Source organism: Paenibacillus sp. FSL R5-0470 (assembly GCF_037975205.1).
Classification (GTDB): Bacteria; Bacillota; Bacilli; order Paenibacillales; family Paenibacillaceae; genus Paenibacillus_AQ.
This window is the reverse complement of the sequence record NZ_CP150238.1, coordinates 1,049,029-1,065,256: the sequence shown is the minus strand read 5'-3', so window position 1 is coordinate 1,065,256 and position 16,228 is coordinate 1,049,029. Positions and strand designations below refer to the sequence as shown.

Sequence of the window (16,228 nt, the reverse complement as noted above, 5' to 3'; positions counted from 1 at the left end):
CCCCCAAGTCAAATTATATTTTATTCAGTACCATTTCATCCTTAACCTATCTCCAAAAGCATAATCCAACTATCCAGTTTCTGTCAACCAGTAGTCTTTTTCTGTAATCTATTACTAACCTTTTCTTAGCTTATTTCAGCAATACTTTCAATTCAGCCGTCATATCGGACGCTTTTAACATAACGAAATCACTATAACCCTCTTTATACAGCAGCTTCACAATGTAGTTGCCATTCTCAACTCCATAATTGAAACGATGATCTAAAATATCCGTTAATAGTGCCTTATCCTTCGTAACAACTGTAAGATTCTTTTCACGTGCAAGCACTAATCTTTGTTCAGGACTCGTAGGATTCTTAGGTGTTTGCTTATCCATAAAGTCATCTTTTACAATCTCTGCCGATTGTATATCTTCAGCGGTTGTTCGTATTTTTTCGGCATAGCCTTTTTCGTTCATCCACTTTTCAAGCTCATGGAAAGAAGACTTCCACGGATAATAATAACCATAACTTGAAGAAACTTGGTTGCTGTCCTCTTTTGCCTTTACCTCTGTTTGGATACCAGCCATATCAGGTTTCCCGTCCTTATCTATCTGTACTTCGTAGGACATATTCGAAATTTCGCGTTTGATAATCTCTTTTAGCTCTGAAATTTCCTGAGGATCAGAGATGGCTACTTTTTTATTCCTGTTAGTAACCCACATATAATCCAGGTCTTTGTCTAAGAGAGCTAAATTATACTTTTCATACTTGTAAGCTTCGGTATCCTTAACCGCCTTGAGCTCTGATTCAAACCCCTTCTTAGGGATCCAGTATTCCCTCACTAGCTTGTGACCGTTCTCCAATTGATAGGCGATGGTAAAATATTCATAAGCGTATTGTTGTGAGGTATGTTCTGGACGTACCGCAATTACCGCTTGATGAATTTTACGGACAGCTTCTATATAATCTTTATCATCGGAAAAAGGGTCCTGCCCCATATAGGGTGTAGTAGTGTACAAATCATCCGTGGGGGTATACCAACGGTAGTTAGATCCCATATACACACCACTAATCTTATCACCGGAAGGTACTCTAGCTTCATATCCGGTAACACTTGATATCGGGATATACAGAAGTAACCCCAGCATTACTGCATAAACCGCAAACTCTGCTAACACTTTACGCGTCATAATCTGCCATGTTTTCCGAATAATCATTTCCGCAGCAACATAGCCGATAATGGCTCCAATGGCATATCCACTAATTACCCAGCCCATTTGCTGTTGCTTCATTTGTGCAAAATAATTCCCGGAAATAAGCATAGTACATAACATAACCCCTGCTTTAAACAGCGGATTGAAATATCCAAAAGCAATAGCTTGACCCGCTTTTTCCGTATTACGTTTACGGTATAACAGGTAGGATAATCCAATAAATAAAAGGGACAATACTCCATAAATCCACAATTCTGTATTGGTAAATGGTTTGCCGGTAAAATAATACACGATATGAACAAACGGAGACCACATCTGCAAACTAGAATCACGGAAGTTTACATTTGCATTTGCATAACCATAAAGATACATGACTAAGTGGCTATTGATTAATGAGATCAGTACAACAGGAAGAATAAGCAAAATATAAATGATAATTCCCTGAAGAATAGATTGGCCCGTGCATATTCCCACAAAAACACTAAAGCAGAAGAGGAACAAAGTCAGAATACTAACTGTGATACACCATTGCCAAATATCTGCGCCCTGAAAAATATAAAAATTACCACTCCATCGCTTAACAACCGCAACCACCCCTGCAGTTAACCAAACCGGTACCAACAGTAAGGTAAGTCCACTTGTCAGATGAGCCGTAAATAAATGCTCTCTGCGTAAAGGCAGGCTATGCCATAGATCTGATGGAGATTTTGCCTGAAGGTATCGGAATAAAAAGAGTCCAGCAGCAACAGGGATCGTAATAATGAACAACGCTTGCACATTACCAGAGATGCGGAATAAATGATCGATTTCCTGCGGTTTTGCATTTGGATCGATACTCATGAACAGCTGCAATGGAAGTGCGAACATTAGGCCAAGTGCATATATAATCCCTATCCAGCCATGCTGGCGGAAATTCTGGCGAATAATACTGCTATTAAAGTAGTATCGGCTGCGCGTCATATCCGACATCCCCCATTTCATAAATAAAGATCTCTTCTAACGTTAATGGAAGCAAATCGAATACGTATGGCTCGTACACTTGAAAAGTCGCTTTAATTCGCTCACGATCCCCTTTTACTATGTACAGGTTCACGCTCCCCCGGCGTTCTTGATGTAATATTTGCAGCTTCGCTGCTAACGGAATTTCATGCCGTTCATCCCGGAAGGCCACTTGAATCTTATGTGTATCCGCCTTAAGATCATCCAGATCCTTCTCAATCAGCATCTTCCCACCATGCATAATCCCAACATGATCACACAGATCTTCGATCTCACGAAGATTATGTGAAGAAATGATTACCGTCAGCTCGCGTTCAGCAACCTCCTGAAATAGCAGGTTTTTGATCTGGCGTCGCATTACCGGATCTAACCCGTCAATCGGCTCATCCATAATAAGCACATCCGGCATACAGCTTAAACATAACCAGAATGACGCTTGCCGCTGCATCCCTTTGGAGAAACGACTAAGCTTACGCTTCTTATCGAGCTGAAAGACGGTCCCCAAATCATCAAAACGCTTCTGATTCCAGCTCGGATAGATCGAGCGATAGAAGGCTGCCATTTGCAGCATGGTGGATTGCGGAAAAAAGTAAGGAGAATCCGGCATAAAAATAACCCGTTGCTTAGTCGTCGGGTGTTCGAATACCGCTTCACCATCCACCTTCACGGTCCCTTTATCTGGAGAGAAAATGCCTGCCAAGGTCTTCAGCAGCGTAGTTTTACCCGCGCCATTAGAGCCGAGCAGCCCATAAATCGTCCCTTTACGTACCGTTAAAGAGATATCGTCGACTGCCTTCTCCCCTTGAAATAACTTACTGACGCCTCGAATCTCAATCATCACTTTTCCCTCCTTCTCTCTGTTTCTCCACTTGCTCATACAATGAACTAATCTCAGCTGCGGTGAACCCAAGGTATACCGCTTCCGCCATCAGTCTAAGCAACTCAGCACGTACTTCGGCTTTTTTAATCTCATTCTGTTCTTTTTTCATTGGGGCTACAAAACTCCCTTTCCCCTGCAGTGAATAGATATACCCCTCACGTTCCAATTCACGGTAAGCCTTCTGAATCGTATTGGGATTCACGGTTAGCTGCTGGGATAATGTCCTTACCGAAGGCAGTTGTTCATCAGTCTGCAAAATACCATGTAAAATCATCTCCTTGACCTTATCGGTCAGCTGCTCATAAATCGGCTTGCGACTGCGAACGTCCAATTCGAACATAACCATCCTCCTTTCACTGTCTTCACTTAGTTCATGATGGTGTGTATTAACTGTACTACTATTATTAATACAGTTTAATCTTTATGTCAACGCAAAAACCCCCACAGTTATAAAAACACTGTGGGGACTTTTTCTCATGAATAGACACTTTATTGGCCTGAGGCGGTATTCATACTCTCGTCTCTTGATTCAGAAAAATTCGAGTGCGCTCCTGCTGTGGATGATCAAAAATCTGCTCTGGTGTTCCAGACTCCGTAATCTCACCGTTGTCCATGAAAATCACACGATCAGCCACATCACGAGCAAAGTTCATCTCATGAGTGACAACAATCATCGTCATATTCTCCTCAGCAAGTTGACGGATGACGCGTAGTACCTCGCCCGTGAGTTCAGGATCAAGTGCAGAAGTAGGTTCATCGAACAATAGAATATCAGGGTTGAGCATTAATGCTCTCGCAATAGCAACCCGTTGCTTTTGTCCACCCGACAGCTTTGCAGGATACACATCCGCTTTTTCAGCAAGTCCTACCTTAGAAAGTAAGTTCTCACTTCTAGCCGTAATCTCCTTCACGCTCTCCCGTTTCAACATCCTTGGAGCTAGCTCTAGATTGCCCCGCACTGTTAAATGTGGAAATAGGTTAAAGTGTTGAAACACCATTCCCATGGATGCCGTGATCTCACGAATACTTGCTCCACTAGCATATTTTCCATTCTCCACAAGCGGCTTACCTTGGATGAATATGCTTCCTCCCGTAATTTCCTCTAGATGTACTAGACTACGCAGCATCGTACTCTTACCTGAGCCTGAAGGTCCGATAACAGCGACGGCTTCTCCCGCCTGGATATTGAAACTAACCTTCTTCAACACATCTAATTTGCCGAAGGATTTCTGTAAATCACTTACTTCTATCATGTTACTCATATTCAGACAGTCCCTCTACTCGAATTTAAAACGTTTCTCCAGTGCTTTGAAGAATAAAGTGAGCACCAGCGTCATCAGTAAGTAAATCACTCCCGCCACTACAAAGGGGGTTACAGTAAAGTCTCGATTCACTGCTGTTTTGGCATAGTTCAGTAGCTCAGGTACAGCAACGGCATACAGTAGAGCCGTATCTTTGACCAAGGAAATCGATTCGTTTGCCACGGCTGGCAAAGCTACCCTAAACATTTGAGCTAGAATTACCTTGCGCAGCGTTTGCCATTTACTCAGTCCGAGTACTTTGGCTGCTTCATGCTGCCCTTTATCAATGGAGAGCATACCCCCACGGAAGATCTCCGCGAAATAAGCCCCATAGTTAAGAATAAACCCAAGACTCGCCGCAACGAAGCGGTCCATGACCAGATATTCCCCGATCACCGGAATCTGTGGTAAACCAAAGCAAAAAAATAACAATTGCAGTAAAAGTGGTGTTCCCCGCATGACATAGATATAGGTATGTGCAATCCAAGCCACGGGCTTGATCACACTCTTCGCCATCAAAGTGACTAGGAACCCGAGCGGAATCGACACCAAAATAACAATAAGAAACAATAAAATAGTTGTACGCGCGCCTTCTAACATCGGCCCGGAAATTTGTATTATATAATCCATTTTCATTTCTCCAATAAACTCTGTATATTGACCTTCTATTTCAATACCTTATTCTCACCAAACCACTTCGTGGAGATCTTCTCAGCCGTTCCGTCGTTGTTCATTTCATCCAAAGCCTTTTGAAGTTCTTCCAGTAGTGCCTCATTGCCTTTCTTAATTCCAATACCATACTGCTCAGGAGCAAGCGATTCCTCTAGTAGCTTAAAGGTATTAGGCTCTTTTGACATATAATATCTGGCTACCACTTCATCAATGACTACACCGTCCAGGCGCTTAGTCTTCAAATCTGTGAGCGCTAGCACATTATCAGGAAATTCCGACAGATTAGCAATTTGGTCTTTCATCGGATTAGCATTTAAAGCATCGGCAGCGGAGGATAGACTTTGAAGTCCTACCTCTTTACCAGCCAAATCCTCAAGCTTTGAAATCGTGGAATCCGCTAATACGACTACTACCTGACTATTCTCAAGATAAGGCTTAGTGAATAACACCTTTTCCTTACGTTCATCTGTGATGGTATAACCATTCCAAATCATATCAATGCGCCCACTATTCAGTTCTGACTCCTTAGCTGACCAGTCAATAGGCTGAAAAGTGATTTCTTTGCCCATTTTCTCAGCTGCAGCTCTTGCATAGTCGATATCAAACCCAACAATTTCATTATTCTCATCTCTAAAGCCCATCGGAGCGAACTTATCATCAATCCCGATCACCAGCTTTCCATCCTTGCTCCCAGAAGACGAACAGCCTGATAAAGCTGCAATAACCATGATCATAAATAAAACTAAAAGTGCATTTTTCTTCATCTCTTTTATCCCCCATCGTTGACACAGTGCTGTGTGCTTTAGTTCGCTAATACGTTATCAGAGTATCATGATAACATGACAAATTAACTACGTCGATAGATTAGAGAAGCCTACATGTGTCAAATCTACAAAGATTTCAGACAACAAAAAAAAGACGACAGATCAAATCTGCCGCCATAACAATATAAATGATTTAATTTCACTATCAGATTTAGCGCTTATCGTTCCAAAAATTGTTAGGCTCCATATCTGAAGTAATAATATGAAACGCATAGCCTTCTTTCTTCAGCTCCGCTAGGATGCGTGGAAGAACTTTAAGTGTAGCCTTTTGATCATGCATTAGAATCACTGGGCTGCTCTTCTTCAGACTATGAACTTCTCTCATAACCGTATTATAGATGGAATTACTATCGTTCTTATATCTCCAATCCTCAGAGTCAACGTTCCAATCCCACAGATGGTACCCTTGAGCTAGTATCTTATCTCTATAAGCTTTTGTTAAATAAGGCTTACTACCATAAGGTGTACGAATCAGCGTTGTACTTTGACCTGTAATCTTCTTCAGAATTGCATTATCGTCATTCATCTCTTTCAACGCAGAAGCTGGAGAAGCATAAAATTTATCTTTCACATGTGTCATGCCGTGCAAAGCAGGTGCATGTCCATCTTTCACTAAGCGTTTCACTTGAGACGCGTGTGCGTTCATGTTATTTCCTAACATGAAGAAGGTTGCCTTCGCATCATACTTCGCCAAGATATCAAGTAGTTGAGAGGTTGTAGCGGATGGGCCATCATCAAAGCTAAGATATACAACTTTCCCCTTTGTGCCTGTCGTCCCTGTAGGTACATTTTGTTGCAAAGCCTTTTTATGTTGATTCACGAATGCAGCATCATCTAATTTAGCCCCGGAATTATACACTCTTAATAAAGATTGAGCTGGCTTAAACGAAATTGAAAATCCAAGATGAGAGGTCATCTTCACAGGAACCATCGTTCTACCATTTTCCACAAATGTTTTCAGCGGAATAGTCTTTCCATTAGGGAGAAGAGCTGTTGCGTGATCATTCAGCAGTTCGATGGAACCGTTGTTCCCTTGAACATGAATGCCAACACCCTGAAGGGTAAGATTCAGATTCAGTTCTAGGGACAAATCACGCAGTGAAACATAATATGTATCCTTTATCGACACTGCATCAATTTTAGTTAATTTATCGTTCACCCCTAATTTCAGGGATCCTGCTGCACCCGCTGCATTCACTGTATCTATCTCTCGTACCAAACCCGTACATACGAATAATACTACAAATAATAGCCACACTTTCTTTTTAAACATCTCAAAAAATCTCCCATCTCGTATATTTACCTATAACATTATCATAGATTAATAGATAGAAATTTGAGAGATTGTAACTTAATACAGAATAATTTGTTACCCTTTTTAAGGCTTGCAGATATTTCGACAAAATTCATCAAATACGGATTTCGGCCAAATCCTGTCACACCAACAAAAAATGGTTAAATTCCAATCCTTTTGCACAAAATAGATGTGTCCAAATTAGCAACTTTAGTAAATTATTGAACAAAGTTTGAACAGAAATAAATAACCATTAAACAGCGTGGCTACAGTGATCTTTATCATATCATTAGGAACTTGTAACAAATTGATCACACATATTTAACTTGATCGCCATTATTAAGGTCTATTATGGCTCATATGGAAAAATAAGTCTTTTGCTTTCTTTCTCATTAGTTCTTACTATATATGAAGGTAATGATGAGGGTTAATTAATAGAAGTATTGAAGGAAGGAGCTTAAGCATGAACAAAAAGGGACCGTTATACGCTTTATTTCTCAGCCTAATTTTACTCTTGCCAGGATGCAGTTCAATCGCTGTTCTGAATCCGAAGGGGCCGGCTGCGAGAACTCTGTCTGACACGATCATCCTCTCCATTGTTATGATGCTCGGTGTTCTAGCAGTTGTCTACATCTTATATGTCTTTGTACTTTTGAAGTACCGCGCTAAGAAAAGTAATGAAGATTATATTCCTCCTCACGAGGAAGGAAACAAATGGTTGGAGGCCATCTGGATTACAATCCCGATTATTATCGTGGCATTCCTCTCCGTGGTCACTGTCAAAACGACAGTAGATGTAGAAAACGTTGCAGCGGATTATAAAGATCAGAAACCGCTTGTAATCTACGCTTCCTCCTCCAACTGGAAATGGCATTTCAGCTATCCTGAGGAAGGTATTGAAACCGTAAACTACGTGAACATTCCAGTTCACCGCGCTGTCGAGTTCAGATTGTACTCTTTCGGTACGATCTCAAGTCTCTGGATCCCTCAATTGGGAGGACAGAAATATGCGATGAGTGACATGCTTACCACTCTGCATCTTTCAGCGGATACTGTAGGTTCTTATACCGGAAGAAATGCGAACTTTAATGGTAAGGGTTTTGCCCACATGGAGTTCGAAGCCCTTGCGATGACTGATAAGGACTATCAAGAATGGGTAAAAGATGTTAAAGAAACAGCAGGTCCATTAACTGAAGACGAATTCAAAAATCTTTTGAAAATGGAATATGTCGGACGCAAAACATACACCAACACTCACTTATCCTTTAGCCCTCCTCCGGGAGAACATGGCGACCATATGAGTAATAATGGTAAAGAAATGGATATGGATAATGGAACTATGGAACATCAGGATAATAAAGAAATTCATCCGTCTCCTGCACCATCTAGCGAGACAGAATTTAACAGCGAACCTAATCCAGAACTGGATGAACAGAGCACTACACATGAAGGACATTAGTCCATGTTAATTGAGCAACTTGAAAGGAGCGTTTCCTAATGGATTGGGATAAATTTAAGGTCCATGGCGAACCCCTGATTTACGGGGCTATGGCAAGTATTGTTTTAGCAACAATCGGGATTATCGTCGGCCTAACCTATTTTAAAAAATGGGGATATTTATGGCGCGAATGGTTAACTACCGTTGACCACAAACGTATCGGGGTTATGTATATCCTTGCTGCGCTACTAATGCTTTTCCGCGGCGGCGTTGACGCTATTATGATGAAGCTGCAAACCGCAGCCCCAGACATGAAATTTCTTGACGCACAGCATTACAACGAGGTATTTACAACACACGGCTTGATCATGATCCTCTTTATGGCCATGCCGTTTATTATCGGTCTGATGAACGTTATCGTACCGCTACAAATCGGTGCCAGAGACGTTGCCTTCCCACGTCTTAACGCTGTCAGCTTCTGGCTCTTCTTCTTCGGAGCAATGCTGCTTAACATTTCGTTTGTTATCGGGGGATCACCAGATGCTGGTTGGTCTGCATACTTCCCACTAGCAAGTATAGAGTTCAGCCCAACGGTGGGTAACAACTACTACTCGCTCGCGCTACAAATATCGGGTATCGGTACACTCCTCACAGGCGTTAACTTTATTGTAACGATTCTGAAGATGCGTGCTCCTGGTATGAAGCTGATGAAAATGCCAATGTTTACATGGTCCGTTCTAATCACGAACGTAATTATCGTATTCGCTTTCCCAGTGCTTACGGTTGCGCTCGCTTTGATGATGTTCGACCGGTTATTCGGCTCTCAATTCTTCACGATGGCCAACGGCGGTATGGATATGTTATGGGCCAACCTTTTCTGGGTATGGGGACATCCAGAAGTATATATCGTTGTACTACCCGCCTTCGGTATTTATAGTGAAATTATCGCCACCTTCTCCAAAAAGAACCTGTATGGATATACATCCATGGTCTTTAGTATGTTGATCATCTCCCTCTTGTCCTTCTTAGTATGGGCTCACCATTTCTATACAATGGGTCAAGGCGCTATGGTTAACAGTTTCTTCTCGATTACTACAATGGCCATTGCCGTTCCAACAGGTGTGAAAATATTCAACTGGCTATTCACCTTACGAAAAGGGCGAATATCATTTACGACGCCGATGCTATATTCGCTCGCGTTTATCCCGATCTTTACGATTGGTGGGGTAACAGGTGTCATGCTGGCCATGGCCAGCGCCGATTATCAGTACCATAATACAATGTTCCTGGTAGCACATTTCCACTACGTTCTCATTCCAGGTGCTGTATTCGCCGTTATCGCAGGTTTCCACTACTGGTTCCCTAAAGTATTCGGCTTCCGTTTGAACGAACGTCTTGGTAAACATGCCTTCTGGTGGATTATTATTTCCTTTAACGTATCGTTCTTCCCACTGTTCCTTCTCGGACTTAAGGGAATGACACGTCGACAATACACTTATTCTGCGGATACCGGATTTGGTCCGCTCAGTATGGTCTCGTTCATAGGGGCGATAGGTCTTACAGTCGGATTTGTAATTCTGGTGTATAACATCTACTGGAGTACACGTTATGAACCAAGAGATACAAATGGAGATCCATGGGATGCACGTACACTGGAGTGGGCAACGAAAAGTCCGATTCCAGCTTACAACTTCGCAGTGGTTCCAACCGTAAAAACACGCGATGCCTACTGGTTCTCTAAACAAGACAACGTACCTCTATACGAAGACAAGATTACTAAGATTCATATGCCTAGCAATTCAGGCAAACCATTTATTCTGGGTGTTATCTTCTTCATTGCAGGATTCTCTCTGGTATTCAGTCTCTGGATTCCAGCCATTCTCTCTGGAGTAGGTATCCTCATCGTTCTAGCTGCTATGTCCTTCGATCGGGATCATGGATTCTACATCCCTGCAGAAGAAGTTATTGCTACTGAAAAGAAATTGCGGGGTGAGACAATATGAAAATAGATGCGTCTAAGCCGCTTGAATACTCAACAGAAGAGAATAGTAATAAAATCTTTGGCTTCTGGGTCTTTCTAGGAGCAGAGATTGCACTGTTCGCTACGTTGTTCACTGTTTACTTTGTAATGGTTGACCGTTTTGCCAGCGGCCCTAGCGGGCCGGACCTTTTTGAAATTGGTCCCGTGATGATCGAAACATTACTGCTGTTGACAAGCTCATTTACGATCGGTCTTGCAGTTCATGCTATGCGGCATGGTTACCAGAAAGCTATGATGGTCTTTTTCGGACTAACCCTACTCATGGGTCTCGGCTTCCTTGGTATTGAAATCATGGAGTTTGTCACTTATGTTCACGAAGGGGCTACACTTCAAACCAGCGGATTCCTATCCAGTCTCTTTGTACTGCTGGGAACACACGGAGCTCACGTATCGTTCGGGTTTTTGTGGGGTGCGGCTATCTTAATCCAGTTGAAGCGTCAAGGTATTACTCCGGCTACGGCCAATAAATCCTTTATCTTCTCGCTGTACTGGCATTTCTTGGACGTTGTCTGGATCTTTATTTTCAGCTTCGTCTATCTGAAAGGACTGATGTAGCATGATGAAGCAACTGTTTCCAATTCGCCATGTGATGGGTTTCTTAGCCTCTCTTGTCCTTTCTGTGGCTGCACTTGCTGTAATCTACCTTGATCTATCTAATAGTGCGAACATGGCTATCCTGCTTATTACAGCGCTCATTCAGGCTTCCCTGCAGCTCTTCCTGTTCATGCATATTGGAGAATCAGCTGATACCAAGAAAGAACTCTACCTCAATATCGCCTATGCCTTATTCGTTGGCTTAGTTACGATCTTTGGTACTCTCTTCATCTTCGTATGGGGCTGGTATGCTTAACTCCATTCAATAACACACAAAAGGACGTCTCCAAAGCCTAAATGGCTCTGGGACGTCCTTTTTTTTCATTTCGCGTTATAATTTAAATCGCGCTAAAGTCTTCTGCAGATCTTCCGCCAGCACCGCTAAATACTGAGCTGATGCGGACATTTCCTCCATAGCAGACAGTTGCTGCTGACTAGCTGCGCTGGTGTCCTGAACACCCACTGCCCCTTTATTGGATATTGCATTGACCTGTTCCATTGCTGCCGCTACACCTTGTGACTCTAAGGAGACATGCGCAACCGCCTCTCTAATCTCTTCCGTCTGCAGCGTAGCTTCTTTAATAGAACTTTGAATCTCATGAAACGCTTGAGATACAAGCTGACTTTGAGCTACGCCGTGAGAGACTAGCTCGGAGCCGAAAGCCATTGATTCTACTGCTCTTTCAGTTTGCTTTTGAATATGCGTAATAATATCCGTTACTTTCAGTGAACTGTTTCGCGTCGCTTCTGCAAGACCCCGAATTTCTCCAGCAACTACAGCAAAGCCACGTCCATGTTCTCCAGCTCTCGCTGCTTCGATAGAAGCATTAAGCGCCAGCAGGTTCGTCTGTGTTGCAATTCCGTTAATCGTAGTAATAATTGTATTTATATCCTGAGACAGCTGCCCAAGGTTACTAATAATCTCTTGGCTCTGAGTTACGCCGGAGTCGATTTCCTTCATCTGTTCAATGATGTTATCTACGGCGATTACCCCTTGATCTGTTGAACCAGAAGCGACTCCCATAAGGTCGGACATTTCAAAACTGCTACTTTCTACGGCCGAAATATTATTGGTCATAGCTTGTATAGACTGAGATGTACGATTAATGCTTTCCGTCTGTTCATCAAACCCTGCTGCAATCTCTCCAGAAGCTTCGGCGATCATTTGCGAAGCCAACGAGGTCTGCTCAGCACTAGCGCTCATCTCTTGCGATGAGGCTGATAACAATTCTGCACTCTCCGCAATGCCTTGCATCATCTTACGTAAGCTCTCCAGCATATTGTTAAATGAGCTATTAATTTGGCCGATTTCATCCTTTGCGGTATACGTTGCTGTGACGGTTAAATCTCCATTTTCCGCCCGCTTCATTAAACCTTGCAGTTCCTTAAGAGGTTTCGTAATCAGTCGAATGATTGCAACACTAAGTACGATACAAATGATCCAAGAGAACGATATCAACACTATACTTTTAGTCTTCATGCTCTTAGCGGTAGCCGTAGACTCTGAATTATGATCTCCAGCTCCCTTTAGCAGCGAATCGCTTATTCCTTTTAGCATATTGATCATTTTCTCACGAGAATTACTAAACTCACCTGTGAATACTTGAAAGGCCTCTTGACTACCTTTGCTATCCGCAACCTGAATAATATTATCTCTTTGTACACGATAGTCTGTTAAGGAGGACTCATATTCCTTTATTTTATTCACTACCGCACTATCATTGTACTGGACGGTCTTCAACTTATTCAAAAGATTATTATTTTCCTGAACTTTCTCCGTAATGCTCTCTTTCAGTTGTTTGTTCTTGTTTACATCAACGCTCATCAAGCGCTCCAAGAGAAAAGCTTCAATGGCCCGATTGTTTGTACGCATTTGTCCCACGTAAGAAACAGGCAACAAGTTTTCATTATACGTCTCTGTTGTTTTTTGGGCCATTTTGTCCATGGTGATAAAGCCAGTTACCCCCACAATGTTCAACATGACTACAGAAAATACCAATAGAATCCCAATTTTGAATTTCACTTTCATATTCTTCATCTGCATTCCGCCTTCACATGATCTTACTAACTATCTATTTTTATCGGTAAGAAAGGCGAATAGTGTGATGATTTTTAAATAAAATCATGAATAAAATGTCGAAAAAAAGTTTATGTTGTCAAATAATGCAACGAACGAAAACAAAAACGGACACTCGATCCGCTAATACTCCGAATCGTAGTGTCCGCCTAACGAATAATCAATCGTACTTATTCACCCGATGAATAGTACCAATATAATATATCACCGTTCTCTAAAATGTAGCTGTCCGCGCTGATACTTGGATCAGCATCTCTATTCGTCTTATACTTCCATCCACTGCTAGGTCCGCCATCAAATTCGGACAAACCATCTATAGATTTCACGTATTTACTTCCAGCGTTTCCGGATGATACTACCTTATCGCCCAATTGACTAATCAATAAGCTATAAGCCGTTTCACCTTCTTTTAGCGATACTGTTGTACTGTTCAGAATCGTACCCTTCTTGTTATCCCCTACGACTGAAATGGTAGCCGTAGCTTTAACAGGAGCAATAACATCTGAAGCAATGTTTAGTGACTGAGTATAACGCGCCACACTAGGCACTCTATCTTTAGCATATCCGGTAACAATGATCGTATAGGTATTCGCTGGTAGACCTTGGTCAAATGCAGCTACACCCTTAGCATTTGTGATCGCCTTCTGATCACCGATCAAGACCTGCACGCCAGCGGCTGGAGAAGTCACTGGATCGGAAGTAAAGGTATCCTTATTCCACACCCATTTTTTCTGAGAAACTGTTACAGTGAAAGCTTCACCCGGCTTCGGCTGTGCAGAGGATACAACCGCAGTATCAACAACCTGTGTGGTTTCTCCGGCATAATATACAAGAACACGGTCGGATTCCTGTAATTCAAAAGCGTCCATACCCACACTTGGATAGATCCATTCACCGCTACGCCATACTACGAAGCTCCACCAGCCATCATAAAGGCCTTGAGTAACTCCATGAATGCCCGATACAAAATTACCATACGACGATTTCGTGATATCTACTTTAAAATCATTGGATAACCCCAATTGCTGCAAAGCTTCAAGCGCATTGGAAGCCTTTAAAGTCCCCTCACCGATCAGTCCTTGCGGACCCTCAACGGTAAGTGAAGCCGTTACATTCTTAGGAATAACCTTTAGATCTTGAGTATATTTAGCTATCGATGGCGCTTTTCCTTCACGATAGCCTGTTACAGTCAGCTTGTAATCACCTGCTGGAACATTCCCTGAGAATAGCGCCTCGCCTTTAGCATTTGTTGTTACGATGCGATTTCCAATTTGGACCTGAACGCCAGATGCTTTGGCAGCTACCGGGGAGGATGTATTCGTTACAGCATCCCATTTCCATGTCTTACTAGTCACTACTACAGTAAAAGAATCGCCCTCTTTAAGGCTTGCTTTGGACACCGTTACCGAATCTACAAGTTTAGTATCATCTCCAGCATAATAAACCAAGACCTGATCTGAATCTTTAAGCGCAAAATCACTCATTCCAACATCAGGGTTGATCCATTGAGAGTTACGGGATACGGCATACATCCATCCGTCATAGCCGCCATAGCTTCCGGCGGGAATGTTTCCAATTCCTGTGACATATGCACCGGAAGGATTCGTGATCGGCAAATTCGTCTGAAGAGCCAATTTCTCTAATGCACCAAGCACGTTGCTAGCATATCCATATCCTTGTGCTAAAGTACTCTTAGGACCCTCTACAGTAACAGGTGCATAGATTAAGGCATTCTGAACGGATGACTTAGAAAAATCGTATAACTTACTGTTACTGCCTTTATAGAGTAGATTGTAGGCTACAAGCGCCTGAAGGCCTTGCTCAGTAGCTAGAGTATTACTGCTTCCGCCACGGCTATGAGCGAAGCTTCCGTCAGCTAGACGGTAGCTCAGCAGGTTACCGATCAGATTCACTTTATTCTTGGTATATTCTAATCCACTTGGATCTACACCGAAGGATGTGAGACCTAGAATAGCTTGTGCAGCACTCTCAGCACTATCTCCGTAACCTCCATGACTATCCTGAGCATTAGAGAGCCAAGATACGGCTTGTAGCCCTGCTGTGTAAACTTCTGGATTACGCTTATGTGCCGCTAGAGCGGTCAAAGCTATCGCTGTCATATCTGGCTCACTAGCGCCTGTCGTTAAGGCAAAGCCGCCATCTTGATTTTGCTTGGAGAGAATCTCAGCAATGAGCTTATCCGCTGTCCATTTCGCGTTATATGGAATGTTATATTTACCAGAGTCCAGTGCGAGCAAAGCATATACTGGATTATTAAGTGTCTGTCCACTGATTTTGTCATGATTATAGATCTTCTCTATTAAGTTATAGCCAGGTGTTGTTCCGCTTCCTGCAAAGTTGGTAGGATCAGCACCTACCGCTCTTACTGCGAGTACGATTCTCGCATAATCCGTTACGTTCGCGAAATTCCCCTCTGCATCTTTCACCTTTTTCTCAAGAGCTAGAAGGTAACCTGCTGGCAGTTTGTATCCCGCTTGAGCCAGCCCAATCGCTTGCCAATCCGACTGCACGCCACCCTTTAGAATAAATTCTGCAGCTGTATAGGTCGCATCCGCAACATTAATTCGCTCCGCCTGAGCAGCTGCATCGCTAGATTCATCTAGTCCGGTGCTAACACCCGCCTCTGCGAAGATGGTTCCTGCCGGAGCAAGGGATGTTCCTAAAATTGAAATGACCATGAATATGGCCAGTCCAAGTACAAAAAACTTGGAGGTGACTATTTTCTTCATTGTTCAACCTCTTTCTATAAAGGAATGGATACTACATAAAATAAGAGCGCACAACATAAAGACCGCCCCTAGAAAGGGCGGTATAACCTTATTTTCATAATCATATCTATTAATACATAGCATGTCTATAGAAAAGCTTTGTATGAGTAACAAAAAAAAAAGA

Annotated in this window: 13 protein-coding genes; 4 read left to right on the top strand and 9 right to left on the bottom strand. The window is 42.5% G+C overall.

Going from position 1 to position 16,228, the window contains the following annotated elements:
* Positions 1-130: 130 nt before the first annotated feature.
* The 7 genes from MKY99_RS04630 to MKY99_RS04600 all read right to left on the bottom strand — a co-directional run bounded on the left by MKY99_RS04630 (position 131) and on the right by MKY99_RS04600 (position 7,144).
* The gene (locus tag MKY99_RS04630) at positions 131-2,164 is read right to left on the bottom strand and encodes a hypothetical protein (RefSeq protein ID WP_339268958.1); all 2,034 of its coding nucleotides are present in this window, start codon (positions 2,162-2,164) and stop codon (positions 131-133) included.
* A complete protein-coding gene (locus MKY99_RS04625) occupies positions 2,130-3,032 on the bottom strand; it encodes an ABC transporter ATP-binding protein (protein ID WP_339268956.1) in 903 nt (300 codons plus the stop codon). The genes MKY99_RS04630 and MKY99_RS04625 overlap by 35 nt, the downstream gene beginning before the upstream one ends.
* The gene (locus tag MKY99_RS04620) at positions 3,025-3,414 is read right to left on the bottom strand and encodes a GntR family transcriptional regulator (RefSeq protein WP_076283874.1); all 390 of its coding nucleotides are present in this window, start codon (positions 3,412-3,414) and stop codon (positions 3,025-3,027) included. The genes MKY99_RS04625 and MKY99_RS04620 overlap by 8 nt, the downstream gene beginning before the upstream one ends.
* Before the next feature lie 169 nt (positions 3,415-3,583).
* A complete protein-coding gene (locus MKY99_RS04615) occupies positions 3,584-4,342 on the bottom strand; it encodes an amino acid ABC transporter ATP-binding protein (RefSeq protein WP_076299120.1) in 759 nt (252 codons plus the stop codon).
* A 9-nt stretch (positions 4,343-4,351) separates the two neighbouring features.
* The gene (locus tag MKY99_RS04610; RefSeq protein WP_042185116.1) at positions 4,352-5,011 is read right to left on the bottom strand and encodes an amino acid ABC transporter permease; all 660 of its coding nucleotides are present in this window, start codon (positions 5,009-5,011) and stop codon (positions 4,352-4,354) included.
* A 29-nt stretch (positions 5,012-5,040) separates the two neighbouring features.
* On the bottom strand, positions 5,041-5,811 hold the full coding sequence (locus MKY99_RS04605) for an amino acid ABC transporter substrate-binding protein (RefSeq protein WP_339268954.1): 771 nt from the start codon (positions 5,809-5,811) through the stop codon (positions 5,041-5,043).
* Between the two features lie 211 nt (positions 5,812-6,022).
* Complete coding sequence (locus tag MKY99_RS04600) at positions 6,023-7,144, bottom strand: polysaccharide deacetylase family protein (RefSeq protein WP_339268952.1); 1,122 nt, start codon at positions 7,142-7,144, stop codon at positions 6,023-6,025.
* Positions 7,145-7,628: 484 nt separating this feature from the next.
* Here MKY99_RS04600 and qoxA point away from each other — a divergent pair, with 484 nt between their 5' ends.
* The 4 genes from qoxA to qoxD are packed head-to-tail and all read left to right on the top strand — an operon-like array spanning position 7,629 to position 11,494.
* Positions 7,629-8,624, top strand: coding sequence for a cytochrome aa3 quinol oxidase subunit II (gene qoxA / locus MKY99_RS04595; protein ID WP_076283870.1), 996 nt, complete (start codon positions 7,629-7,631; stop codon positions 8,622-8,624).
* A gap of 38 nt (positions 8,625-8,662) precedes the next feature.
* Positions 8,663-10,606 carry a cytochrome aa3 quinol oxidase subunit I gene (gene qoxB, locus MKY99_RS04590; protein WP_042185110.1) on the top strand — a complete coding sequence of 648 codons (1,944 nt, stop codon included), beginning with the start codon at positions 8,663-8,665 and terminating at the stop codon, positions 10,604-10,606.
* The gene (qoxC, locus tag MKY99_RS04585; protein ID WP_076283869.1) at positions 10,603-11,199 is read left to right on the top strand and encodes a cytochrome aa3 quinol oxidase subunit III; all 597 of its coding nucleotides are present in this window, start codon (positions 10,603-10,605) and stop codon (positions 11,197-11,199) included. Before qoxB ends, qoxC begins: the two co-directional genes overlap by 4 nt.
* A 1-nt stretch (position 11,200) precedes the next feature.
* Positions 11,201-11,494, top strand: coding sequence for a cytochrome aa3 quinol oxidase subunit IV (gene qoxD, locus MKY99_RS04580; RefSeq protein WP_179085737.1), 294 nt, complete (start codon positions 11,201-11,203; stop codon positions 11,492-11,494).
* A 75-nt stretch (positions 11,495-11,569) separates the two neighbouring features.
* Here the strand turns inward: qoxD and MKY99_RS04575 are convergent, their stop codons facing one another.
* Positions 11,570-13,276: a methyl-accepting chemotaxis protein gene (locus MKY99_RS04575; RefSeq protein ID WP_339268948.1), complete on the bottom strand. Its 1,707-nt coding sequence runs from the start codon at positions 13,274-13,276 to the stop codon at positions 11,570-11,572.
* Between the two features lie 209 nt (positions 13,277-13,485).
* Positions 13,486-16,065 (bottom strand): DUF4430 domain-containing protein, encoded by a 2,580-nt coding sequence (locus MKY99_RS04570; protein WP_339268946.1) that lies wholly within the window; start codon positions 16,063-16,065, stop codon positions 13,486-13,488.
* Positions 16,066-16,228 lie beyond the last annotated feature (163 nt).